Here is a 23,611-nt window from a genome sequence, read left to right on the forward strand (position 1 = left end):
CGGCGGGGCGGATGGTGGCGCCGGTTCCGCGGCGGGGGCGGCCGCCGCGGGCTGGGGCGTCGCGGGCTGGGGCGTCGCGGGCTGGGGCGTCGCGGGCTGGGGCGTCGCGGGCTGGGGCGTCGTGGGCTGCGGTGTCGAGGCGGGCCTCGGCTCCGGGGCCGCTTCGGCCTGACGCTGGCTGGGCCGGACGAAACGGGCCGGCGGACCGTCGGACGAAGGAGCGGGGACGGCCTGCCCACCGGTTCCCGCGGCGGGAGCCGAAGCGGGCGCGGCACCGTCGACGGGAGCGCCCGCGGGGCGGCGCTCGAGGGTCTCGATGCGCTGCAGGAGCGCGGCCTGCGAGTCCTCCGCGGCGGGCAGGAGCATGCGCGCGCACATCACTTCGAGCAGGAGCCGGGGCGACGTGGCGCCGCGCATCTCGGCGAGCGAGGCGTGCGTGACCTCGGCGCAGCGCGTGAGAGTGGCGAGCCCGAGCTTCGCGGCCTCCCCGCGCATCGTCTCGAGCACGTCCTGCGGCACGTCGATGAGCCCGCGGTCGGCGGCGTCGGGGACGGTGTGGAGAAGGATCAGGTCGCGGAGCCGTTCGAGCAGGTCGGTCGCGAAGCGCCGGGGGTCGTGGCCGGCCTCCATCACCTTCTCGACGGCCCCGAAGAGGGCGGCGCCGTCACCCTCCGCCAGCGCGTCGACGGCGGCGTCGATGAGCGCGGTGTCGGTGACGCCCAGCAGGCCGAGCGCACGCTGATAGGTGACGCCCTCCGGCCCGGCGCCCGCCAGCAGCTGGTCCATGATCGACAGCGAGTCACGCGGGGAGCCGCCGCCCGCGCGGATGACGAGCGGGTAGACCTGCGGCTCGACCGTCACCTGCTCGGCACCGGTGATCTTCTCCAGCAACGGACGCATCACGTTGGGTGCGAGGAGCCGGAACGGATAGTGATGCGTACGGGAGCGGATGGTGGTGAGCACCTTCTCCGGTTCCGTGGTCGCGAAGATGAAGATGAGGTGCTCCGGCGGCTCCTCGACGATCTTCAGCAGTGCGTTGAAGCCCTGCGGCGTGACCATGTGCGCCTCGTCCACGATGAAGACGCGGTAGCGCGATTCGGCCGGCGCGTAGAAGGCGCGGTCGCGCAGCTCACGCGCGTCGTCCACACCGCCGTGGCTGGCCGCGTCCATCTCCGTGACGTCGAGGTTGCCGGGACCGCCCGGCGCCAGCGCCACGCACGAGTTGCAGACACCGCACGGCGTGCTGGTGGGGCCCTGCTCGCAGTTCAGCGAGCGCGCCAGGATGCGCGCCGACGAGGTCTTGCCGCACCCGCGCGGGCCGGAGAACAGGTAGGCGTGGTTCACGCGACCCGAATCGAGCGCGGTGCTCAGCGGCTCGGTGACGTGCTCCTGCCCCACGACCTCGGCGAACGTCGCTGGACGGTACTTGCGGTAGAGAGCCACGGTGCCAGGTTACCGGCAGGGTCCGACAGCGGCGCAGGTCGCTCCGGTGCCGTCCCGGCGGCCGGAGCGCCGACCTATCACGACCGCTTCTCCTCCTCGGGCGCGATCGCGGGGAACTGTCCCGAGGGGTGCGACGGTGCGATGGGGAGCTGCCCCGTCGGGAACGGCGGGACCACCGGGAACTGCCCCGTCGGATACGGCGGGGCCGGCGGCGCGAACCGTCCGGGACCGGGCATCGGCGGAGGCGGCGGGACCTGGGCACCGCCGCCGAGACGACCCGCGAAGGACAGCGCGATCAGCATGCACAGCGAGACGAACAGGACGAGGACGTACGCGGGGTGCACCTGCACCGCGACGAGGCCCAGCGCCACGAACACGCCCCAGATGCAGCAGCTGGCGACGCGAGCCGGGAACGAGCCACGCGCGACGAAGACGGCGAGACCGATGAGCGGGACGAGCAACAGGGCCGCGTCGAACAGTTTCGGCGTGACCACGAGGAACATCATCACGCCGAGGCCGTAGTCGTTCTCGTAGTCCTCCGCCATCGACGGGTACGTCGCCATCCACCAGATCACGAGCCCGACCAGTGTGAGGGCGGCGATCGTCGCCTGGATCAGCGCGAGTGCGCGGTAGATGCGCGGAACGGGTACTGCCTGCGGATACATGTCTCTTCTCCCCCTGACGTTTGCGTCTGCACCCACGGTAGCGGGCCACCGTCGACGGAGGTGGACGAAAGCCGCGAGCCGCGACTCCCGGGGATTCCGGGGGCCGTGGCTCGCGAGTGGGCTCTACGCGTCCCAGGTGGGGCTACTTCTTGTCGCGATCCACGCCGGGCACGTCGTGATGACCGAACGGCCGCACGCGCCTACTTCTTGTCGCGGTCCAAGCCGAGCACGTCCGTGATGTAGAAGAACGGATCGGTCTGGTCGGTCACGCCCACCACGTTGGCGGCGCCCGGCCCGTAGGCGGCGATGCGGACCTGGCCGCCGGTGTGCTGCTCCTCGCCCGGGTCGAGCGACGTGCCGTAGTTGACGGTCAGCAGGCCGCCGTCCTTGGTGTTCAGCGTGCGGGTGAGGCCGGGCGTGTCCGAACCGGTCTCGATGATCTGGCTGGTGTGCGCGTGATCGCCGGTGACGATGACCAGGGTGTCCTTGTCCTTCTTCGCGAACTCGAGCGCGGCGGTCACCGCGTCCGACAGCTGGACGGTCTCGCCGATCTGGCCGCAGGGGTCGGCGTCATGATTGGCCTTGTCGACGGAGCCGGACTCGACCTGCAGGAAGAAGCCCTTGTCGCCCTTGAGCAGGTCGACGGCCTTCTTGGTCAGCGCGCCCAGCTTCGGGGTGGCACCGAACTCGGGGTTGTCCGAGCAGGTGACGGCCGGCTCCTTGCCGCCGCCCTTGGTGGCGGTGGCCTTGCCCCACAGGCGGGGCAGGTTGCCGTCGGCGAAGACGCCGAGCAGTGGCTTGTCCTGGTTCGCCTCGGTGACCCCGTCGAGCTCCGCGCCCGACCGGATGATCTGGTAGCCGCGCTCCTTGGCCTGCACCTCGAGCGTCTTGCCGTTGTACTCGCCGGCGTCGGCGGTCTGCTGGAAGGACTTCCAGCCGCCGCCGAGGGTGACGTCGGCGCGGGCCGCGAGAAGCTGCTCGGTGATCGAGCCGAGGCCGCCGTTGCCGAGCGCGTCCGAGGCGCACTTCTCCTTGGTCTCGACGGGGCCGTAGCACTTGCGCTGGGCGACGTGCGCGACCTGGACGGCCGGGGTGGCGTCCTGCAGCTCGGTGGTGGTGACGTTGCCGGTCTTGCGACCGTTGGCCTTGGCGATCTCGAGGATCGAGCGCTGGGCCTTGCCGTTGACGTCCACACCGACGGCGCCGTTGTAGGTCTTGGTGCCGGTGGACCAGGCGGTGCCGGAAGCGGCGGAATCCGTGGTGTAGTCGGGCTTCTTGGTGTTCTTGTCGAGCGCGTAGGTGGTGTAGTCGCCCGACAGGGGCAGCTGGTCGATGCCGGGGATCTGGCCGCCCGCGCCCCACTGGTAGTTCCGCGCGAGGGTGAGCTCCTGGTTGGCGGTGCCGTCGCCGATCACCAGGATCACGTTCTTGGCCTTCGAGCGCTGGATCGACTCGGCGATCGCCTGGGTCTGGTCGCCGGAGAGGCGTTTCGCGCCACCGTGGGACGTGATGTCGCCGGCCGCCTGGCGGTTGATCTCCACCTTCGAGGCCGTCTCGCCCGAGGTGCCGGGACCGCTGTCGTTGCTGCCGCAGGCCGCGACCACGCCGAGGACCGCCACCGCGCTGACGGCGAGCGCCGTCCGGGCCTTTCCGCTACCGAGTTTCGTCATTGCTGCAGCGAAACATGCGCGAGTGAACATGAATCGGTGCCCGGGTGAACATTGCGCTATCGGGGTCGCCGGCGCCGCTCGACGCGTCCGGTCACCGCCTGCGCGAGGGCGGAACCGAAGAGGAGGCCCAGGGCGAGCGCGCAGATGACGGCGGCCACGTCGACGACGGTGCGCGCGCCCTGTTCGGGATCGATGCCGACGGACGTGACCGAGAGGAGCCCGAGGCTGCCGGGCACGAGCACCCAGAATGCGGGGAGGAAGACCACGAGCCGCGGCAGTTGCGGCCGCACCGACGCCACGAGCGATGCGCCGAGGCTGCCCGCGATCGCGCCCAGGAAGCCGCCGAGGACCGCGCCGGCGAGGTGTTGGCCCGCGAGCTGCGCGCCGAAGGCCGCGGCCACCACGAGACCGATCGCCGGGAGCAGCCGCATCGACGCGCCCTCGTTGAGGCAGACGCCGACGCAGATCAGCGCCAGGCCGACCGGCGGCCCCCACCAGCCGAGCTGGTTGACGCGCTCGTTGACCAGCATGTCCGGCGCGACGCCGAGCGCGGACGTCGCGGCGAGGATGCCGAGCGAGAAGAGCAGCAGCTGCACGGTGCCGAACGTCAGGCGGGAGCTGCCCGCGACCATCGCCCCCGCGGCGAGCTCCGACATGCCCGTGACCATCAGTGCCCCTGGCAGCAGGACGGCGAGGGGCGCGAGGAGGGTGCGCAGCGGACCGTCGAGCCAGCCGGCCTGGGCGGCGGCGAAGACGCCCGTGCCCACGGCGAAGGCCGCGATCGTGGGCAGCAGCGTCGCGGCGAGCCGCACACGTCGCGCCAGCTTCACCAGGAGCATCACCACGACCCCGCCGATCGCCGCGGCGGCGATGTTGGGCCAGCCGGGCTGCAGCAGCATCGCGATGCCCACGGCGATCACCGACCACGACACGTCCTGCACCCACTGCGGGTAGTGGTGCGGCAGCGAGCGCAGTGTGCCGAGGCGGGCGAAGGCCTCGTCCACCGAGAGCGTGCGGGCGACGAGGCCCCGTCGGACCTCCGCGACGACGGCCGACTGGTCGAGCCGCATCGGCCCGTCGACCGACTCGAAAGTGGCGGCCGAGCCGGGCTCGAGGCCCAGCGTGAGGCCGGTGGGCGTGGCCCCGATCTGGGCGAGCGGGTGCCCCATGGCGGTGGCGACGCTCTTCAGCTCGTCCTCGACCTCGTGCACGGGCTGACCGCCCGCGATCATCGCGGCGCCGAGGTAGGCCAGCAGCCGGCGGTCGTCGGCGATCCGGTCAGGCTGCACGGCCGGACCGGTCCGCGCTCGCCGGAACGGCCTCGTCCGCGGTCGTAGTTCCGGTGTCCGTGCTCCGCAGGTACCACGCGGAGCCGATGAGCGTGGCGACGAAGATCCACACGTAGACCCCGCCCGCGAGCGCCTTGAGCACGGGGTTGCCCATCGGTCGCAGGAAGATCCCGATCGCGTAGGTGTCGTGGACGTCGTCGACGCCCGTGGGCTGCAGGGTCGGGAAGTAGGTGACCCAGATGAACGTCGCCGCCACGAGCGCAGCCGCCGCGACCAGTGCGAGCACCCGGTGGAGCGGGTCGTCGGTCAGGAGTGCGCGGCCGATCAGGAGCACGAGGAGCGGCACGATCCACACCCAGTGGTGGCCCCACGAGAAGGGCGAGACCGCGCACGCGGTGAGGCCCACGACGGTGACCGCGAGCAGCACCTCGTCGCGCCGGTACGCCCACGCCGCGATCGCCAGGCCCGCGAGCGCGGCGGGCACGGCGACGGCCAGCCAGAGGATGGTCGACGGTTCCTCGGCATCGGTCAGGTAGGCGATGAGGCCGTTGATCGACTGGTTGCCCACCTGGTTCGGCTCGCCCACGCGGTTGGCGTCGAGGAACGTGCCCGACCAGTACTGCCACGACTGCTGCGGGATCACCAGGAAGCCGATCACGACGGTGCCGGCCAGCGTCGCGATGGCGGTGCGGGCCTCGCGCCACTGCCGCGTGACGACGAGGTAGGCGAGGAAGAACAGCGGCGTCAGCTTGATCCCGGCGGCGATGCCGATGCTGAAGCCCTTGAACCGCGAGCCCGCGGGACGGCCCAGGTCCCACAGCAGGAGCAGCATCAGGAAGACGTTGATCTGGCCGAACCACAGCGTGGTGCGGACGGGCTCGAGGACCGTCGCGACCAGAGTCAGGCAGACGGCCGCGAACCAGACGCGCCAGTCGCGGACGAAGCCGACCAGCCGCAGCGCGATGAGGATGCAGGCCAAGAGGGCGATCATCACCGCGGCGGTCCACACCCACCGCAGCACGTCGGTCGACATCCAGCTCAGCGGCACGAACAGCACGCCCGCGAAGGGCGTGTAGGTGAAGGGCAGGATGTCGTTGAGCAGCGGACCGTCGTAGAGCCCTTCGCCGCCGTGCGCCACGATCTCGCCGCCCTTGCGGTAGACCTCGGCGTCGATCTGATTGTGGAAGAGCCCGTACATCGGCGTGGAGAACGGGATCCGGACGAACTGCTGCCAGACGGCCACCCCCGCGGACACCGCGAAGAGGGCCAGCACCCACCACTGCCGGGGGAACCGCCGGCTGTTCTCATCCGCCACCGGCGCGATCCTCCTGCTCAGGCGCGACCCTAGTCGGGCTGCGACATCAGCTTTTCAGCAGAAGCCAAGAGTACACAGGTCGCCACGCCGTCCATTGCGGTCTCAAGCTCCGCGATGGACGGGAAGGTCGGCGCGAGCCGGATGTTGCGGTCGTGCGGGTCCTCCCCGTGCGGGAAGGTGGCGCCGGCGGCGGTCAGGGCGATGCCCGCCTCCTTCGCCAAGGCGACGGTCCGCTTCGCGGTCCCGTCGAGCACGTCGAGGCTGATGAAGTAGCCGCCGGTGGGCTCACTCCAGGAGGCGACCTTGGCCGCGCCGAGCCGCGCCTCGAGGATCTCCAGGACGCGCGCGAACTTGGGCGCGATCAGGTCGCGGTGCTTGCGCATGTGCGCGCGCACGCCCTCCGCGTCGCCGAAGAAGCGGACGTGCCGCAGCTGGTTCACCTTGTCGGGACCGATCGAGGTCAGGCCGGTGTACTTGCCGTACCAGGCGAGGTTCTCGGCGGAGGCGCCGAAGAAGCTGACGCCGGCGCCCGCGAAGGTGATCTTCGAGGTGCTGGCCAGCACGTACGGCCGGTTCGGGTGGCCGGCCTCGGCGGCCAGGCCCAGGACGTCGGGGTCCGACGGTGCGTCGCCCACCAGGGGGTGCACGGCGTAGGCGTTGTCCCAGAAGATGCGGAAGTCGGGCGCGGCGGTCGGCATCGACGCCAGCTCGCGGGTGACCTCCTCCGAGTACACCGAGCCCGTCGGGTTGGCGAACTTGGGAACGGTCCAGATGCCCTTGATCGCGGGATCGTTCGCCACGAGCTCCTTGACCACCGTCATGTCGGGGCCGTCGGGGTTGAGCGGCACCACGATCATCTCGATGCCGAACTCCTGGGTGATGGCGAAGTGCCGGTCGTAGCCGGGGGCCGGGCAGAGGAACTTCACCGTCTTCTCAGCGCCCCAGGGGCGCTCGCCGTCGACGGTGCCGTGGATCCACGCCAGGGTGATCAGGCGGTGCATGATCTCGAGGCTGGAGTTGTTCTGCGCGTAGAGGTTCGCGACGGGGATGCCCAGCAGCTCGCCGAAGATCGCGCGCAGCTCCGGCAGGCCGGCGAGGCCGCCGTAGTTGCGGGTGTCGGTGCCGTCGGCGGCGCGGTAGTCGTCCGCGCCGGGCAGCGCGAGGAGCCCGTTCGACAGGTCCAGCTGGTCGGGGGCGGGCTTGCCGCGGGTGAGGTCCAGCTTCAGTCCCCGGGCCTTCAGCGTCTCGAACAGCTCCGTCAATGTCGCGTGGACGTCGGCGAGTTCGGACTGACTCAGGGACACGTAGGTGGACATCGGGTGCGCCTCCGGCGGATTCTCGGGCCCGGACATAAAGGGGACTCCGCGCACCCGCCAGAGCCCGTTGACCCTTGCTGCGTTCCCGCCCTGGGGGAGTTCACAGGATGGACGCCGCGCGGAGTCCGGTACCGACTATACGTGGTCGTCCTGGTTTGGGTCGACGGGGGCCGTCGTCTACAGTGGTCCACGGAGGATTCGCCTAGTGGCCTATGGCGCTCGCCTGGAACGCGGGTTGGGTTAATAGCCCTCAGGGGTTCAAATCCCCTATCCTCCGCAGATCAGAGCCGGTTTTTGAGGAAACTCAGAAACCGGCTCTGTTGCTTCCGTCCCACAAATCCCACAAAAATGTACGGACGACCTGGGGAAACGCATGCCCACAGGGTGCCCCTACCACTCCCTGAACCGCCCCGGGTAGTCCGGAGACTCCGAACGTTGGAAGGTAGGAGTCATGGCGGGGAGTACATCGAATCGGTACCCGGCTGAGTTGAAGGCGCGGGCGGTGCGGATGGTCGCGGAGCGGCCGGAAGGTGAGTCGGAGTACGCGGCGATGCAGCGGGTCTCCGCGCTGTTTGGCGGTGACCTCGGCGGAGTCGGTCCGTAAGTGGTTCCGGAAGGCGCAGGTGGATGCGGGCGAGCGGACCGGGATCACGTCGTCGGAGTCGGAGGAAGTCCGCAGAGGTATCAGGTCCGGATTTGACGTTCACGCGCCCGAACTAGTGGACGCGGAGGTCCGCGAGCGGGAGGCTCTGGGGCTGGATGAGGCAGCGGGTGCGGCTGCCGGGGTGCTGGAAAAGTTCGACCTCAAGGGGCGGGTACCGACCGCGAAGGTTCTAGCGGCGGCGTTGTCAGCCGCCTGGTCAGGTGATGCCGCGAACGCGTAACTCACGAGTGCAGTATGTCAAGCAGTGTGAGTTCTACCCGCTATCCTGCGGACATGAACCGCGCATCCCGCATTGCCACATCGGCAATTGCCTCCATCGCATCCGTGGTCGTCGCGGTTTCCGCAGGCGGTGAGGCGACTCGACACGGAGTGTGGGCCTGGATCCTCGCCTGTGTCTGCGTGTTCATCGTCGGTACCGCGCTGTCGCGACTGCTGGGGCAGTGGATCAAGGCTGCGATCCGATGACCTACCTCGACACCTATCTGACGGAATGCGGATTCCCCTATCGCCGTGCGAGAACTCCACGAGAGGTCGCAGCTGCTGGATTGGGCGGTATCCCCCGGAGTCAGGATGAGCAGTACCACACGCTCAGGGACCGCTTAGTCCAGACAATGGCTCCGATACTCCCACAGTCAGCAGAACTGTTCGCCGAACATACCTGGGACGCAGCAGTTCTAGTCAATACCAACAACGACAGTTCTGTCGTTGGCTACCTCGCCTGCTCCGAGACCGAGTACGACGCGGACCGCGCACGACTGTGGATCGGCGGTCCGCCCACCCCAGAGCCCGCCGTCAGCAGCGAACTCCCGCCCGATCTTCTACGGTTCTCCCGAGAAGTTCACTCGGGATTCGTACGGGACGGCGAGGGCGCTGGTCCACTCGGTACCGAAGGCACGGGCTGGACTTTCCGGGAACATTGCGGCGGCAGCGCTCCTGACTGGTGGGACACAGCTGCTTTCGGCGACATCGAGTCGTTTCTGGTCGTGATGCCGAGCTACTGGTGGGACAGCGTCTACTGCTCAACGGGCCCACACGACGTTCTCACCCTCATCGACCCACAACTTCCCGATGATCGCGTTCGACGTGTGGGAACGTTTGCCGAGGAAGCAGACTCACTAATATGCCGTGTCACCACGGAGGACGCAGTGAGGTAGACCGCCACCCACGGGACGTGACATCGCACCCCCGCGGACCCGCCGATCCGAGCACGATCCGCGTCACTAATCTCGTTCCAGCACAGCGAAGAGGAACGCGAGGAAGCGCGGATCATCGCGTCCCTTGAAGAAGTCAGGGAAGCGCTCCACCGCCTCGGGTGACGGTGCAGGCTCATCGAGGTGCGTCACGCGGAACCCGCACTCAGTGAACGTCGTGAACATCGTCGAGAGCGAACGGTCCCAAAAGGTCAGGTCCACTTCCATCCCCGCCAGCTCTGAATCGTGCCGCGCCCGCGTGGCGAAGTAGTTCGTCTCGTTGCCCTCTTGAAGCTGACTGAACCAGATGGCGAGCGGATGCTCTACGGAAAGGATCACCCGCCCACCCGGCTTGAGTACGCGCCACATCTCGGAGAGCGGGCCGTGCCAGTCTTCGAGGTAATGCAGGGCCAACGAGCACACCACGTCGTCGAAAGAGTCGTCCTTGAACGGGAACGGCTCGCCGAGGTCGGCGACGTGCAACTCCGCGCGGGAACCCACACGTCCCCTGGCGATGTCGATCAAAGCGCTGCTGCCGTCGAAGCCGACCGCAACGGCTCCCCCTTCGACCAGGTCCACCAGCGTCGGCCCAGAGCCGCACCCCGCGTCGAGGACCCGCCTTCCGTTCACGGTTCCGAGCAGTTCGCGGATCGCGGGACGGTTGTAGTACTCGTTCAGAATGCTGGTCGCGTTCAGGTCCGCGTACGCCTCCGCGATCGAGTCGTACGCCGCCGCACTAGTGCTTGACTGATCCTTTGGAGTCGTCATGACTCGACGTTACCTACGTATCCACGGTGGGCATCGACCTACGTGCAGGTGCGGGTCCGGAGCGGAAAGCGACGTCACCCGATCACCTGGCCGCAGGGCGGCCTCGCTGTTCGTCGGGCATAAACGGTTCGCCCCACCGGTTGAGCCGAAGGAACCTTCCCCTCCGAGCACAGGAGACACCGTGGCCAAGGGCTATTGGGTCAGCGTCTACCGGGTCATCAAGGACTCCGAGAAGTTGGCCGCCTACGACGAACTGGCGCGCGTGGCCGTCCAGGCCGGCGGTGGGCGGCTCCTCTCCCGCGACGGCCGCGTCGCCCCGTACGAGCAGGGCGTCGCCGAGCGGACGATCCTGATCGAGTTCGCGAGCTTCGAGCAGGCCGTCGCCGCCCGGGAGAGCGCGGCGTACCAGGAGGCGCTGGCCACGCTGGGCGACGCCGTGGAGCGCGATTTCCGCATCGTCGAAGGCCTCGGCTGACACTCGCCGCGCCTCGAACTCGGGAATCCCTGCCAGACTGAGCGCGGACGAGGAGGCCGCGATGACCGACGATCGATTCCGCAGCGCCGAGGGCGCCCGGGAGGTGCGCGAGGAGTACGCACGGCTGCTGTCGGCGTACCTGCCGGATGTGGAGCGCACCGTCGTCGACGGGACGCACGTCCTGAGCGCGGGCCCGGCGGACGCCCCGCCCGTCGTTCTTCTGCACGGCTCCGGCGGAACGTCGCTGAACTGGGCGACGGAGATCCCGCGCCTGGCGCGGACGCACCGAGTGCACGCGCTGGACCTGCCCGGCGAGCCCGGCGGCACCGTCGTCCCGCGGCTGCCGCTCGAACCGGGGGCGCACGCCGCATGGCTCGCGGGGGCGACCGACGCGTTGGGCGCGCCGCACGCGGCGGTGATCGGCGAGTCCCTCGGCGGCTGGGTCGCCCTGGACTACGCGACGGAGCACCCCACCCGCATCCGCTCGCTGGGCCTGCTGGTGCCGGGCGGTCTCGGTCCGCGCCGGACGGCTCCGCTGCTGGTCGCGGGCCTGCTCAGCCTGCTGGGCCGGCCCGGCCGCCGGGCCGCGATGCGCTACTTCACGGGGTGGAGCCCCTCGAACGAACCGGGCCTCGAGCGCGACCTCGCCGTGTTCAGCGACCTCACGTTCCGCGCCTTCCGGCCCCGCACCGACGGCCTCCCCCGTCTTCGCAGACGAGGCCCTCGCCCGGATCACCGTGCCGGTGACCGCCGCGTTCGGCGCGCGAGACAAGATGCTCGACGGTCCGCGGGCCGCAGCGCACGCGCGCACCGTCTTCGGCGACGGGGCCGTCACCCTGCTCGCCGGAGCGGGTCACCTTGTACCGGACCGCGCCGAGCGGGTGATCGCCGCCGCCGGGTAGCCGGACCGCGGCCGGTTGAGTTCGCAAGCACGACGAGCGCAGTCGTGCGAAACTGAGCGCAACCTGAACACGAGAGGCCGCACCGTCATGCGCGAAACCGCCCGCAAGCTCGGATACGTCCTGGTCGCACTGCTCGGTGCGATCGCCCTCACCTTCACCTCCGCGGTCGCCTGGGCGGCCACGACGGTGCTCGTCGTGCCCGGTACCGGCACCAAGGATCCGTCGAAGGTCGAGGGTTACCAGGAGAACGTCGTGGGCTACTACGTGGCGCCGACGGGCGCGTGCGGCGCGACCGACTGCATCGCGAAGCCCGTGCCGTACATCGCCGAGTTCTGGCCGATCCCGCTGTCCGGCTGGGGCGGCCTGCAGGGCGCGAAGTGGGACGACTCCGTGGCGAGCGGAGTCACGAGCCTGAACGAGCAGTACGCCGCCGCCGACAAGGACTCCCCGATCGTCATCTTCGGGTATTCGCAGGGCGGCACCGTGGTCACCGCGGTCAAGAAGCAGCTCGCCGAGAACGGCGGCGTCCCCGACAACGTCTCCTTCGTGCTCATCGGCAACGCGAGCCGCCCCAACGGCGGACTCTTCACCCGGCCGTCGTTCCTCGGCCACATCCCGATCCTCGACGTCACCTTCGGCACCGGCACCCCGACGAACACCGGCACCGGCACCCGCCCCGTCAACACCACCGACGTGGGCTTCCAGTACGACGGCGTCACCGACTTCCCGAAGTACCCGGCCAACCTGCTGGCGACGGCCAACGCGCTCGCCGGGTTCTGGTACGTGCACGGCAAGATGCTGGCGCCCAAGGGTTCCGACGACCCGTCGGCGACGCCGATCGGTTACACCCCGGACGAGGTCCGCGCGGCCGTCGAGGCGGCGACCGCGAACTGCACGGCGGGCACCTACTGCCAGGTGAGCGGCGACACCCGCTACGTGACACTGCCGGCGAAGATCCTGCCGATCATGTTGCCGCTGTTGGACCTCGGCAAGGCCACGGGCACCACCGCGTTGTTCACGCCCTTCATCGACCTCGTCTCGCCCGTCGCCCGGGTACTGATCGAGACCGGCTACGACCGCCGCGATTACGGCGCCGTCTCGCCGTTCGGCATCGTCCCGTTGCTCGATCCGCTGCGGTTGGGCACCGACCTGCTCGGCGCCGCGGTGCAGGGCATCGGCCAGGCCGCGACCGGCACGGGCGACGCGTCCCGCTTCCTCACCCCGAAGCCGGCCACCTCGGCGACGACCGGCGACGCGGAGCCGTCTCGCACGAGCGATCCGACGCCCGCCGCACCGTCGACGCCGCAGCCGACGAAGGAGCAGTCGCCGGTGCTACAGCTCGTGGAGACCGCAGTGCCGCAGCCCGATCCGAGCCCGAGCACGCAACCCTCGCCGACCACCGGGCAGAGCAGCACGGTCGAGCCGAGCGCGACCCCCGAGCCGAGCGCGAAGCAGGAGCCCAGCGCGACGCAGGAGCCGGCCACTTCGGCGACGCCGGAGTCCCCGGCCGCAACGGGCACCGTCGAACCCGCGCCGGCCGGCGCGGCCACGGCCACCGAGTCGAAGCCCGCGACGGATTCCACCGGGACCGCCTCCGACGAACCCGTCGTGGCGGCCGCCGCGGCCTGAGCGGCTACTCGCCGGAGAAGAACGCCGCGGTGCGCCCGCCCTGCGCGCGCGCCTGCTCCTCGGGAACGCCGGCGGCGACGCTCGCCTCGGCCCAGGCCTTGGCAGAGGCGGCGATGAGCGCCTTGGCGGCGGGCGTCGCGAAGAACGCCTCGGCGTCCTCGGGGCGGTCCTGACCGGTGGTGAGCAGCGCGTTGAGGCCGAGGAACGCGAGGTCCCAGCCGACACCGATCGCTCCGGGCCCGAACTGCTCGTAGAAGTCGCGGACGTTGTCGCCGGAGTGGGTGAGCGTCAGGCGGGCACCGTCACCGTCGGGCTCGACGACGACCTCCACCTGCGAGCTGCCGCCCATGATCTCCCAGGAGACGAGGTAGCGGCGCGGGGCGTCGCACTCGAGGACGGTGCCCCCGGCGTTGCCCTCGACCTGGAAGCGGCCGCCGAGCTCGAGATCGCCGTGGACGGGCGCGAACCAGCGCGGCAGACGCTCGGCGCTGGTGACCGCGTCCCAGAGGTCGTCGACGTCGGTGGGGTACGTCTGGCTCAGTGCCCCCGAGACGTAGACGTCCCCCTCGCCGCTGTCGCGCACCTCGGCGCGCCGGGTGACCGCCGTGGGCTGTGCCGCGGCGAGATCGTCGATGTCGTAGGTCATGATTCGTCCTTGTCCGTCGATGTTCGGCGCGCACGCTTCCCGCGCGCGATCTCGGTGCCGAGGGCCGCGAATCGCGGCTCCCAGAAGTGCCGGAACGGGACCAGCCAGTCGTCGATCTCCCGCAGGGGTTCCGGCGAGACCGCGTACAAGCGTCGCGCCCCCTCCGGCCGGACGGTGACGAATCCCGCTTCCCGCAACACCTTCAGGTGCTGCGAGACCGCGGGCTGGCTGATGCCGAAGCGCCCACGCACGTCGTCGCTCAGGTCGCCCGCCGAATGCTCCCCGCGAGCGAGAAGCTCGATCAGGTGGCGGCGGACGGGGTCACCGAGGACGTCGAAGGCGTGCACTCGACGAGTATTTCACTGTTGGCTTATATAAGTCAAGAGTTAATTCGAACGGGTCGCATGCTCAACCGACGGTGACCGTGATCGTCCGCTCGGACGTGGGCTCGTTCAGCTTCGTGGTATCGACCTTGAGCACCTCGAGGCTGTCCTGCAGTCCGTTGGCCAGCATCTTCGGCTTGAGCCGGAACGGAGTCTGCGGTCCCTGAATCCCCTCGAGCCCGAAGTCGCTGTCGTTCGCGATGAACAGAGTCTTGCCGCCATCGGGCGAGGCGAGCCCCTCGACCTTGTCGTGGCCGAAGAACTTCCCGGCGGGGTTGAGCTTGTCGACCAGGCCGCTGAGATCGAGGGCCACCGTCTTGCGCACCGGGCTGATGCCCGCCCCCTTGAGCGCGGCCTCCGCCTCCGCCGTGGTGCTGACGCCGGCGATGGTCTCGGGGTTCTGTTCGGCGAGGGGAGTCGCACCGTCGAGGTTGATGCGGTAGATCGTCTTGTTCGCCTTGGGCGCGGTCTTGCCGTCCCGCTCGTCGACGAGGAACTCGGTGTCGGAGATCGCCGTGATCTCGGAGACCGCCTTCTTGGTGTCCTTCGGATTGTCGAGCAGGTAGGCGTACTGCTGCACGGCCTTCGTCGCGAGGTCGATCGCGACGATCCGCGTGACCGGCACCTCCTTGGCGTTGCCACTGAGACCGGGGACGTTCAAGGCGGACTGCATGATTCCCACCAGCCGCTTACCGTCGGGCGTCACGGTGAGGCCCTCCATGCCCTGGTTCGGCGTCCTGCTCTTGAGTACCTCGGGCAGCCCCTTGCCGGGGGCGAGGCGCTCGAGCTCCTGGCCGTTCGCGTCGAAGTGGACGAGGAAGGGTCCGTATTCGTCCGAGACCCAGAAGGAACCGTCGGCCAGCGCGACAAGGCCCTCGGAATCGATGCCGTGGTCGGTGGGCGGGAGCTCCACGCCGTCCAGATCGAGCATCTTCTCGCCCGTGGGCGCGGCGGTGTCGTTCCGGCCGTTCAGGGGACGGCCGTCGCGCCCCTTGAGCGTGATGACGCTCTGCAGGACAGCGGCGCCGCCCTCGAGCTTGAAGCGGCCGATCTGCGGGGTGAAGTCCGGTGTCACCGACACCTTCTCGTCCTTGTTCGGGCCGTCGACGTTGGGCCCGCGGTCGGTCAGGCCGTAGAACTCACCGGGCGCGCCCGGCACCGGCGTCCAGGACGAGCCGTAGCCGCTGCCATCGATCGAGACGCCGCCGACGGTGGCGAGCGGCGGGATGTCCGACGAGTACAGCGAGACCGCCGGCGAGACGACCGCGGTGAGCCGGACCGAGCCGGTGAAACCGGCTTTCGGCTTGAAGACGAGCGCGCCGCCCTTCGCCGCTTCCACGGTGCCGTCGGAAGTGGGCTTCACATCGACCACCGCGCCGCCCTGTGCGAGTCCCGCGAGTTGCGCGGCCGTGATGGTGAGCGGCGAGTTCGTACCGGTCTTGAGATCGAGCTTCGCGGCGTCCTCACCCCCGCCCGAGGAACAGGCGGCGAGGGAGCCTCCCGCGAGGACGGCGACGAGGGCGACGGCGAGGCGGCGATTCGAGCGCATGCCCTGTGCTTACCAGACCCACGTGAACCGCGCGTGGACCGCGCTCGGCTACTCGATGCGATTGCCCTCGGCATCCCAGTGCTCGGCGACCTTCTTACTGGGTTGCACGCGTGGGGGCTCGCCGGGCATCTTCGGGTAGTCGGGCGGGTAGTTCAGTTCGACGGGGTGCTGCTCCCACAGCTCCAGCAGGGGCGTCAGATCGTGGGCGACGTCGTCCATGTCGGCCCAGGGGTTCCCGCCCGCGAGGCGCTCGGGCACCGTGAACAGGTTGAGTTCGTGCGGGTCCTTGAGCTCCGCCAGCGCATCCCAGGTGAGTGGCGTGGAGACGGTGGCGCCCTGCACTGCGCGCAGCGACCACGCGGAGGCGATGGTGCGGTCACGGCTGTTCTGGTTGTAGTCCACGAAGATCCGCTCACCCCGCTCCTCCTTCCACCACGCGGTGGTCACGCCGTCATCGCGCTTCTCCAGTTCCCTGCCGAACGCGATGGCGGCGTGCCGCACGTCCACGAAGTCCCACCGCGGCGCGATGCGGATGAAGACGTGCACGCCCCTGTTACCCGAGGTCTTGCAGTAGGCCCGCAGCCCGAGGTCGTCGGCCAACTCCCGGGCGATCCCCGCGACGCGGACGGCGTCGCGGAAGTCGGTGCCGGGCTGCGGATCGAGGTCGATGCGCAGCTCGTCCGGATGGTCCACGTCGGCGCTGCGCACCGGCCAGGGGTGGAAGGTGATGGTGCCCATCTGCGCGCACCACACGGGGATCGCGATCTCGGAGGGACACAGCTCGTCGGCGGGGCGGCCGGACGGAAAGGCGATGCGCACCGTCTGCGCGTACTCGGGGGCGCCCTTCATCATCCGCTTCTGGTAGAAGCCGTCGGCGTCCTTGTCCTGCGGGCCCTGCGCGAGCCGGCCGCCGGGGTGCACGCCGCCGGGCCAGCGTTCCAACGCGGTCGGGCGGTCGCCGATCGCGGCGAGCAACGGCTCGCCGACGGCGGCGAAGTACTGCGCCACCTGGAGTTTGGAGACCTCGGGGGTGAGGTCGGTCGCCGGGTAGATGATCCGGTCGGGGCTGGACACCCGGACAGGTCGGTCCCCGTCGGGCCCCGGGACGACCACCTCCGCTGCGGGCGCCTTCGCCATCATTCGCCCTCCTGCAGCACGTCGTCGAGGTCGTAGTTGACCGGGACGTCGAGCTGCTCGTAACCGCAGCTCGACGGGTCGCGGTCGGGGCGCCAGCGCTTGAACTTGGCGGTGTGCCGCAGGCGCATGCCCTCCATCTGGTCGTAGTCGAACTCGACCACGAGCTCGGGCCGCACGGGCACCCACTCCCCCGTCTTCTCCGGCGTCGCCCAGCGGTTGGGCTCGCCCTGCACCGAGTCGGCCGTCCGCATGGGCTCCAGGAGCCGGAGGTACTCCTCGCGCTTGGCGGCGGTGAAGGCGCCGATGCCTCCGATCGGCAGCAGCTGCCCGTCCTGGTAGAGACCGAGGAGCACCGAGCCGACGGCGTTGGGCTGCGACTTGTGCGGGCGGTAGCCGATGACCACCGCCTCGGCGGTGCGCGCGTGCTTGACCTTGATCATCTCGCGCTTGCCGGGTAGGTAGTGCCCGTCGATCCGCTTGGAGATCACCCCGTCGAGGCCCGCGCCCTCGAACCGCTCGAACCACTCGGCGGCGGCCGCGGCGTCGGTGGTGACGCGACTGATCCTGCAGGTCCCCGTGCCCGCGTACGCCGAGACCAGGACCTCGCGCCGCGCGCTGAAGGGCTTGCCGGTGAGGTCGACGTCGGCCATCGCGACGGCGTCGAAACCGATGAAGATCGCCGGTGTCTCCTCGGACAGCTTCGTGATCCGGGACTCCGCGGGGTGGATCCGCGCCGACAGCGATTCCCAGTCGAGCCGCTTGCGGCCCTCGCGGTGCACCGCGACCGCGATCTCCCCGTCGAGCACGCAGCGCTCCGGTAGCTCGGCCCGGGCCGCGGCGACGACCTCGGGGAAGTACCGGCCCAGATCCTTACCGCTGCGCGAGCCGATGAAGACCTCGTCGCCGTCGCGGAAGATCAGGGCGCGGAAACCGTCCCATTTGGGCTCGTGGGAGTAGCCCTCGCCCGGCACGGCCTTCGCGGCCTTGGCGAGCATCGGGTCCAGCGGCGGGTTCACGGGGAGGTCCACGGGTCCGATCGTAGGCGCAGGGGCCGACATCGGGACCGGACCCGAGGAGGCGATCCCGCTAGCCCATGCTCTTCTGGCCGTCGATGCTCTCGCGGATGATGTCGGCGTGCCCGCTGTGGTGGGCCGTCTCCCCGCCGATGTGCAGGAAGACGCGGCGCACCGACCAGAACACGCCCGGCGGCTGCCACGGCGCCTCGGGCAACTCGTACGAGGTGTCGAGATCCAGGGTGCGGACCAGCTCGTCGGTGACGGCGGCGACCCGCTCGTGCTCCGCGAGCACGCCCTCGATCGTCTCGCCGTCGGTGAGGCGGAAGGTGTCCGCGAAGGCCGCGATCTGCTCGGGCGTGAGGCTTTCGAAGTCCATCTCGTCCATCGCGTGGCCTTCGCCGCGGGCGAACTGCTGCCAGCCCTTCTCGACCTCGGTGACGTGCTTGATGAGGCCGCCCACGGTGAGCTCACTGACGGTGCTGCGGGTGTTGGCCTGCTCGTCGGTCAGGCCCTGCGCGGTGAAACGCAGGAAATGCCGGCGTTCGGCGAGGAAGCTGAGGATGTCGTTGCGCTCGGCGGAGATGTTCTGTGTCTCGGTCATGCTGCAAGCCTAGGAAGTATTAGTGTCAGTTTCTGTCCTTAATGCAGAACACACTGGAAATCATGGCGAACACGAGCTCCCGAACCCTGCGGCTGCTGTCCCTGCTGCAGACCCACCGCTACTGGCCGGGCTCCGAACTGGCGGACCGGCTCGAGGTCTCCGTGCGCACCCTGCGACGCGACATCGAGCGCCTGCGCGACCTCGGCTACCCCGTCTCCGCGACCCGCGGCGTCGACGGCGGCTACCAGCTCGCCGCAGGCGCCGCCCTCCCGCCGCTGGTCCTCGACGACGAGGAGGCGGTGGCGATCGCGGTCGGCCTGCAGACCGCAGCGCAGGGCGGGATCACCGGCATCGCCGAGACCTCCGTGCGCGCGCTGGGCAAGGTCGCCGCCGTCATGCCGCCACGGCTGCGCAAACGCGTGGAGGCGCTGGGCGCCGTCACCCAGCCCGCCGTCCTGACCGGCGGTCCGGCCGTGGATCCGCGCGTTCTGACCGGTCTCGCTGAGGCCTGCCGAGCCGAGGAGCGGATCGAGTTCGGCTACACCGCGGCCGACGGTGCCGTGACGGAGCGCCTCGCCGAACCTCTGCGCCTCGTGCCCCTGGGCCGCCGCTGGTACCTCGTGGCCTACGACCTGTACCGCCACGACTGGCGCAGCTTCCGGCTCGACCGGATCAGCGGACCGTCGAGCACGGGGGTGCGGTTCCGCCCGCGCGAGCTCCCGGCCGAGGATGCGGCCGCCTACGTCCGTGCCGCCGTCGGGCAGCGCGCGCCCGGTCATCGCATCGAGTTCCGCGTGGCCGCCCCGATCGACCACGTCCGGGCCGCCATCGGCCGGTACGCGCGCCTCGAGGAGGTGCCGGACGGCACCGTCGTGCGGATGGAGGCCGACTCGCTGGACTGGCCCGCGATGGCGATCGCCGTCCTCGACGCGGACGTCACCGTCGTGGAGCCGGCAGAGCTGACGGCGCACCTGTCGCGCTGGGCCGGGAACCTCGCGCGCGTCCGCTCGTAAGCTGGACCGGTGACAGCTGGACGGTACGCGCCGAGCCCGTCGGGCGACCTGCACGTGGGCAACCTGCGCACCGCGCTGCTCGCCTGGCTCTTCGCCCGGTCGACGGGGCGGGACTTCCTGCTCCGCGTCGAGGATCTCGACCGGGTGGCCGAAGGCGCGGAGGCCCGGCAGCTCGCGGACCTGGCGGCGATCGGCCTGGACTGGGACGGCGCCGTGGTGCGGCAGTCCGCCCGCACCGCCGGGTACGCGGCCGCGCTGACGCGGCTCGACGTCTACGAGTGCTACTGCACGCGCCGCGAGATCCTCTCCGCCCCGTCGGCACCACATGCGCCGGAGGGCGCGTACCCGGGCACCTGCCGCGACCTGACCGACGAGGAGCGCGCGGCGCGGCGACGCGAGCGCCCGGCGGCGCTGCGCCTGCGCGCGACGGTCGACGAGTTCACGGTGACCGATCTGCTGCACGGCGAGTACACCGGCGCGGTCGACGATTTCGTGCTCCGCCGGGGCGACGGGACCTACGCCTACAACCTCGCCGTGGTGGTCGACGATGCCGCGCAGGGCGTCGACCAGGTCGTGCGCGGCGACGACCTCCTGTCCTCCGCGCCGCGGCAGGCGTACCTGGGAACGCTCCTGGGCCACCCGCCACCCACCTACGCTCACGTCCCGATGGTCTTGGGCCCCACCGGCGTCCGGCTCGCCAAGCGCGACGGCGCGGTCACGATGACCGAGCGCGGCGGGCCGGCGGTGGTGCTCCCGGAGATCGCCGCGAGCCTGAGGCTGCGCGGCAGCACCCCGCGGGAGATGCTCGATGACTTCGATCCCGCTCGGCTGCCCCGAGAGCCCTGGACGCTACCGCTCTAACGCGCGTGCCGCCCCGCGGGTGCCGGTCCCAGCCGGGGCCGCTCGCAGGTGCGCGCGCCGTGCGCACCGGGGACGCCCGCTCCGTGGCGGACGAGGTTGCCCGCCGCGATACCGGAGGCGAACTCCCGCATCCATCCCGGGCTCGCGTTCGTCGTCGACGGGGCCGCCCGGGTGCCGCCGAAGACCTTCCTCATCTGCTGAATCCTCATGGCCGCAACGCTATGCGGGGGCCACCGTCGGCGCCCAGGTGTGCGGTGCCGGATTTCCTCAAGATCCGGCCACGGGCCGGGCCGCACTCGGCCCGACGTCGCTGCCGCGGAACCGGTCGCGGTACGCCGTGGGGGCGAGCCCCGTCTGCCGCTTGAAGTGGTAGCGCAGCGTTTCCTCCGCATCGAAACCCGCGCGTCCGGTGATGACGGTGACGGAATCGTCAGTCGTCTCGAGGAGTCGCATCGCGCGGTAGACCCGTTGCCGCATCAGCCATTCGAGCGGCGCGACGCCCGTGTACTGCCGGAACCGCCGATGCAGGGTGCGGCGGGAGACACCGGCGCGGGCCGCCATGTCGTCGAGGCCCTTCACGCCACCGATACCGTGTGCGAGGCCCTGGAGGAAGTCGGCGAAGCGCTTGTCCATATCGGGCCGCAGCGTATCGATGTTGACGAACTGCGATTGATCGCCGTCGCGGTGCGGCGCGACGACGAGGCGGCGTGCGACCTCGTTGGCGGTGCCCGCGCCGTGGTCGCTGCGGATCAGGTGCAGGCACAGGTCGAGACCGGCGGCGGAACCCGCGCCGGTGAGTACCGGTCCGTCCTGGATGTACAGCTCCGAGGGCGTCACGTGCACCCGCGGGAAGCGGAACTGCAACAGGCCCGCACGGCGCCAGTGGGTAGTGGCGCGCCGCCCGTCGAGCAGGCCGGCCGCCGCGAGCGCGAAGGCGCCCGTGCAGATCGAGACGATCCGCGCTCCGTTCGCCGCCGCGGCGCGCAGGGGCTCGTGCCACTCCGGGTTCGCATCGATCCGCGGGTCCGAGACCGCGGTGACGATCACCGTGTCGGCGCCGGCGATCTCGTCGAGGCCGAAGGACGGGCGCAGGACCGCGCCGCCGAGCGTGCGCACCCCGTCGGCCGGGCCGCAGCCGCGCACGTCGTAGCCCAGGGAGGGCAGGTCGTTCCACGCGAAGCCGAGCGCCTCGATCACGGTCCCGTACTCGAGCATCGTCATCCCGTCGCAGACGGGCAACGCGACGACGTGGGCCATGTCCGAATCCTACGGTGCGCGGCCGGGGCGCACGAGCCCGGAATGCGCGATCACCGGTCCCCGTGAGCACGGGGACCGGTGACCGGACGTCCGCGCCTAGTCGGACTTGGCGAGGTGCTGCTGGGTGCCCTTGTAGTAGCGACCCAGGAACTCCTCCTTGAAGTCCCAGTACGTGCCGTCGAGCATCGACTGGCGGATCTTCGCGACCAGCGAGACGACGAACTGCTCGTTATGGATGGTGCAGAGCGTGGCCGCCAGGCTCTCCTTCGCCTTGAAGAGGTGATGGATGTAGGCGCGCGTGTACTGCGAGGTGAAGTTCTCGGTCTCCGGGTCCAGCGGGCGGAAGTCCGTCTTGAACCGCGAGTTCGTCACGTTGTAGCGGCCGTCGAGCGAGTAGATCGCACCGTTGCGCGCCACCCGCGACGGGGAGACGCAGTCGAAGGTGTCGATGCCCTGCTCCACCGCGGCGAAGATGTCGTCGGGCTCGGAGATGCCCAGCAGGTGCTTGGGCTTGTCCTCCTCGAGCTCCTGGTTCACCCAGCGCACGATGGTCGACAGGTTCGCCTTCTCCAGAGCACCGCCGATGCCGTACCCGCCGAAGCCGAGGCCGCCGGAGAGCCGGTCCTCCTCGCTCAGCGCCCGCAGGTCCCTGGCCGCCTTGCGCCGCAGATCCTCGTACTGCGCGCCCTGCACGACGCCCCACAGTGAGATCGCGTCGTGCCGCTGCGCGGTGAGCCAGTTGTGCTCCGAGAGGCAGCGGCGCGCCCACAGGCGGGTGCGCTCCAGCGACTCCACCTGGTACGCACGGGAATTGTGCAGCGTGGTCAGCTCGTCGAAGGCGAAGATGACGTCGGCGCCCAGCTGGTGCTGGATCTGCATCGACACCTCCGGCGTGAACCGGTGCTCCGTGCCGTCGAGATGGCTGCGGAAGGTCACGCCGTCGTCGTCGACGCGGGAGAGCCGGTCCTTGCCCTCGGCGATGGCGTCGTCGCCCTGCAGCTCCTCGCCGCCCGTCATATCGATGACCTTCTTGAAGCCCGAGCCGAGCGACATCACCTGGAAGCCACCGGAATCGGTGAAGGTGGGGCCGTCCCAGTTCATGAACGCGGCGAGGCCGCCGGCCTGCTCGACGATCTCCGGGCCGGGCTGCAGGTACAAGTGGTAGGCGTTCGCGAGCACCGCCTGCGCACCCAGATCCGAGACCGCCTCGGGCAGCACCGTCTTCACGGTCGCCTTCGTACCGACGGGGATGAAGGCGGGCGTGAGCATCTCGCCGTGCGGCGTGAGCAGCCGGCCGGCGCGCCCGAGCGGACCGTCGGGCCCGTCGAGGCGACCCTCGATCTCGAAGCGGGTGGGGTCGCTGATGTGCTCGCTCTGCAGCCGGGTGCGGCTCGCCATCGAGCGGTAGTCGGACCGCAGCGCGCTGAGCTCCGCCGCGATCGCCTTGTTCTGCTCGCGCAGCTGGGCGATCTCGTCCCGGGTGCGATCGCGCGGGCGGATCGGCCCGGTCTCGACGTGATCCGGGCGCGGCACGCCGGGCCGTGCGACCGGGTACTCGCCCGTGTCCGGTGCGACGGACCCGGCCTCCACCTGCTCCGTGTCGGCCTGCGCCGGGCTCGGTGCGGTGACGTGCTCGTCCTCGCCCACCGGCGCCAGCGGCACGGGCGCGGTCGGGGCGGCCGTGGGCCGCTCGGATCCGTTGGCGACGCCGTTGACGTGGCCGTTCACGCCGGCCGTCTGCACGCGCGCGGCACCGCGGGCGTGCACGTCCGTCGGGCCCGCGGCGACCAGTGGCGCGGTGGCCACCGGGATCTCCGCCGTG

24 protein-coding genes, 1 tRNA gene and 1 other RNA gene are annotated in these 23,611 nt (G+C 70.4%); 9 read left to right on the forward strand and 17 right to left on the reverse strand.

Going from position 1 to position 23,611, the window contains the following annotated elements:
• From FK530_RS18015 to ffs, 7 genes are all read right to left on the reverse strand, one after another.
• Window positions 1-1,443 (reverse strand): DNA polymerase III subunit gamma and tau (locus FK530_RS18015; RefSeq protein ID WP_146488370.1); only part of this gene is annotated, 1,443 nt, incomplete at its 3' end.
• Window positions 1,444-1,520: 77 nt separating this feature from the next.
• Complete coding sequence (locus tag FK530_RS18020; RefSeq protein WP_146488371.1) at window positions 1,521-2,108, reverse strand: hypothetical protein; 588 nt, start codon at window positions 2,106-2,108, stop codon at window positions 1,521-1,523.
• 200 nt (window positions 2,109-2,308) lie between these two features.
• A complete protein-coding gene (gene phoA / locus FK530_RS18025; protein ID WP_146488372.1) occupies window positions 2,309-3,778 on the reverse strand; it encodes an alkaline phosphatase in 1,470 nt (489 codons plus the stop codon).
• A gap of 56 nt (window positions 3,779-3,834) precedes the next feature.
• Window positions 3,835-5,067 carry a threonine/serine exporter family protein gene (locus tag FK530_RS18030; RefSeq protein WP_146488373.1) on the reverse strand — a complete coding sequence of 411 codons (1,233 nt, stop codon included), beginning with the start codon at window positions 5,065-5,067 and terminating at the stop codon, window positions 3,835-3,837.
• Window positions 5,057-6,382, reverse strand: coding sequence for a glycosyltransferase 87 family protein (locus tag FK530_RS18035; RefSeq protein ID WP_146488374.1), 1,326 nt, complete (start codon window positions 6,380-6,382; stop codon window positions 5,057-5,059). The genes FK530_RS18030 and FK530_RS18035 overlap by 11 nt, the downstream gene beginning before the upstream one ends.
• 29 nt (window positions 6,383-6,411) lie before the next feature.
• Window positions 6,412-7,698: an aspartate aminotransferase type Ic gene (locus FK530_RS18040; RefSeq protein WP_146488375.1), complete on the reverse strand. Its 1,287-nt coding sequence runs from the start codon at window positions 7,696-7,698 to the stop codon at window positions 6,412-6,414.
• Window positions 7,699-7,732: 34 nt separating this feature from the next.
• Window positions 7,733-7,829: signal recognition particle sRNA small type (ffs, locus tag FK530_RS18045), an RNA gene on the reverse strand.
• Window positions 7,830-7,889: 60 nt separating this feature from the next.
• On the opposite strand from ffs, the gene FK530_RS18050 reads away from it, so the two are divergent.
• The 4 genes from FK530_RS18050 to FK530_RS18065 all read left to right on the forward strand — a co-directional run bounded on the left by FK530_RS18050 (window position 7,890) and on the right by FK530_RS18065 (window position 9,516).
• Window positions 7,890-7,975 (forward strand) — tRNA-Ser (locus FK530_RS18050).
• Window positions 7,976-8,276: 301 nt separating this feature from the next.
• Window positions 8,277-8,582 carry a hypothetical protein gene (locus tag FK530_RS18055; RefSeq protein WP_146488376.1) on the forward strand — a complete coding sequence of 102 codons (306 nt, stop codon included), beginning with the start codon at window positions 8,277-8,279 and terminating at the stop codon, window positions 8,580-8,582.
• A gap of 53 nt (window positions 8,583-8,635) precedes the next feature.
• Window positions 8,636-8,827 carry a hypothetical protein gene (locus FK530_RS18060; RefSeq protein WP_146488377.1) on the forward strand — a complete coding sequence of 64 codons (192 nt, stop codon included), beginning with the start codon at window positions 8,636-8,638 and terminating at the stop codon, window positions 8,825-8,827.
• Window positions 8,824-9,516 carry a hypothetical protein gene (locus tag FK530_RS18065; RefSeq protein WP_146488378.1) on the forward strand — a complete coding sequence of 231 codons (693 nt, stop codon included), beginning with the start codon at window positions 8,824-8,826 and terminating at the stop codon, window positions 9,514-9,516. The genes FK530_RS18060 and FK530_RS18065 overlap by 4 nt, the downstream gene beginning before the upstream one ends.
• A 66-nt stretch (window positions 9,517-9,582) precedes the next feature.
• Here the strand turns inward: FK530_RS18065 and FK530_RS18070 are convergent, their stop codons facing one another.
• Entirely contained in the window at window positions 9,583-10,320 is a 738-nt protein-coding gene (locus FK530_RS18070) for a class I SAM-dependent methyltransferase (protein WP_146488379.1), read from the reverse strand.
• A 181-nt stretch (window positions 10,321-10,501) separates the two neighbouring features.
• Between FK530_RS18070 and FK530_RS18075 the strand changes: the two genes are divergently transcribed.
• From FK530_RS18075 to FK530_RS18085, 3 genes are all read left to right on the forward strand, one after another.
• The gene (locus FK530_RS18075; protein WP_146488380.1) at window positions 10,502-10,795 is read left to right on the forward strand and encodes a DUF1330 domain-containing protein; all 294 of its coding nucleotides are present in this window, start codon (window positions 10,502-10,504) and stop codon (window positions 10,793-10,795) included.
• Between the two features lie 61 nt (window positions 10,796-10,856).
• Complete coding sequence (locus FK530_RS18080; RefSeq protein WP_146488381.1) at window positions 10,857-11,753, forward strand: alpha/beta fold hydrolase; 897 nt, start codon at window positions 10,857-10,859, stop codon at window positions 11,751-11,753.
• 31 nt (window positions 11,754-11,784) lie between these two features.
• The gene (locus FK530_RS18085; RefSeq protein ID WP_146488382.1) at window positions 11,785-13,326 is read left to right on the forward strand and encodes a PE-PPE domain-containing protein; all 1,542 of its coding nucleotides are present in this window, start codon (window positions 11,785-11,787) and stop codon (window positions 13,324-13,326) included.
• Between the two features lie 4 nt (window positions 13,327-13,330).
• On the opposite strand, the gene FK530_RS18090 is transcribed toward FK530_RS18085, so the two are convergent.
• The 6 genes from FK530_RS18090 to FK530_RS18115 form a co-directional block, all read right to left on the reverse strand.
• A complete protein-coding gene (locus FK530_RS18090; RefSeq protein ID WP_146488383.1) occupies window positions 13,331-13,972 on the reverse strand; it encodes an SRPBCC family protein in 642 nt (213 codons plus the stop codon).
• On the reverse strand, window positions 13,969-14,319 hold the full coding sequence (locus FK530_RS18095) for an ArsR/SmtB family transcription factor (RefSeq protein WP_146488384.1): 351 nt from the start codon (window positions 14,317-14,319) through the stop codon (window positions 13,969-13,971). The genes FK530_RS18090 and FK530_RS18095 overlap by 4 nt, the downstream gene beginning before the upstream one ends.
• Before the next feature lie 61 nt (window positions 14,320-14,380).
• A complete protein-coding gene (locus FK530_RS18100) occupies window positions 14,381-15,904 on the reverse strand; it encodes an esterase-like activity of phytase family protein (RefSeq protein ID WP_146488385.1) in 1,524 nt (507 codons plus the stop codon).
• A 48-nt stretch (window positions 15,905-15,952) separates the two neighbouring features.
• The gene (locus tag FK530_RS18105; protein WP_410468450.1) at window positions 15,953-17,044 is read right to left on the reverse strand and encodes a DNA polymerase domain-containing protein; all 1,092 of its coding nucleotides are present in this window, start codon (window positions 17,042-17,044) and stop codon (window positions 15,953-15,955) included.
• Window positions 17,041-18,069: an ATP-dependent DNA ligase gene (locus tag FK530_RS18110; RefSeq protein ID WP_166443311.1), complete on the reverse strand. Its 1,029-nt coding sequence runs from the start codon at window positions 18,067-18,069 to the stop codon at window positions 17,041-17,043. The genes FK530_RS18105 and FK530_RS18110 overlap by 4 nt, the downstream gene beginning before the upstream one ends.
• A 58-nt stretch (window positions 18,070-18,127) precedes the next feature.
• The gene (locus FK530_RS18115) at window positions 18,128-18,658 is read right to left on the reverse strand and encodes a DinB family protein (RefSeq protein ID WP_146488387.1); all 531 of its coding nucleotides are present in this window, start codon (window positions 18,656-18,658) and stop codon (window positions 18,128-18,130) included.
• 62 nt (window positions 18,659-18,720) lie between these two features.
• Here FK530_RS18115 and FK530_RS18120 point away from each other — a divergent pair, with 62 nt between their 5' ends.
• Together FK530_RS18120 and gluQRS are read left to right on the forward strand one after the other, a co-directional pair.
• Window positions 18,721-19,671, forward strand: a complete 951-nt coding sequence (locus tag FK530_RS18120) for a helix-turn-helix transcriptional regulator (protein ID WP_146488388.1) — start codon at window positions 18,721-18,723, stop codon at window positions 19,669-19,671.
• 9 nt (window positions 19,672-19,680) lie between these two features.
• On the forward strand, window positions 19,681-20,532 hold the full coding sequence (gene gluQRS, locus FK530_RS18125; protein ID WP_146488389.1) for a tRNA glutamyl-Q(34) synthetase GluQRS: 852 nt from the start codon (window positions 19,681-19,683) through the stop codon (window positions 20,530-20,532).
• On the opposite strand, the gene FK530_RS18130 is transcribed toward gluQRS, so the two are convergent.
• The 3 genes from FK530_RS18130 to tgt form a co-directional block, all read right to left on the reverse strand.
• A complete protein-coding gene (locus FK530_RS18130; protein WP_146488390.1) occupies window positions 20,529-20,741 on the reverse strand; it encodes a hypothetical protein in 213 nt (70 codons plus the stop codon). The genes gluQRS and FK530_RS18130 overlap by 4 nt on opposite strands.
• A 58-nt stretch (window positions 20,742-20,799) precedes the next feature.
• Window positions 20,800-21,789 (reverse strand): GlxA family transcriptional regulator, encoded by a 990-nt coding sequence (locus tag FK530_RS18135; protein ID WP_146488391.1) that lies wholly within the window; start codon window positions 21,787-21,789, stop codon window positions 20,800-20,802.
• Window positions 21,790-21,885: 96 nt separating this feature from the next.
• Complete coding sequence (tgt, locus tag FK530_RS18140; protein WP_410468452.1) at window positions 21,886-23,154, reverse strand: tRNA guanosine(34) transglycosylase Tgt; 1,269 nt, start codon at window positions 23,152-23,154, stop codon at window positions 21,886-21,888.
• Between the last annotated feature and the right edge of the window lie 457 nt (window positions 23,155-23,611).

The organism is Tsukamurella conjunctivitidis, assembly GCF_007858475.1.
GTDB lineage: Bacteria > Actinomycetota > Actinomycetes > Mycobacteriales > Mycobacteriaceae > Tsukamurella > Tsukamurella conjunctivitidis.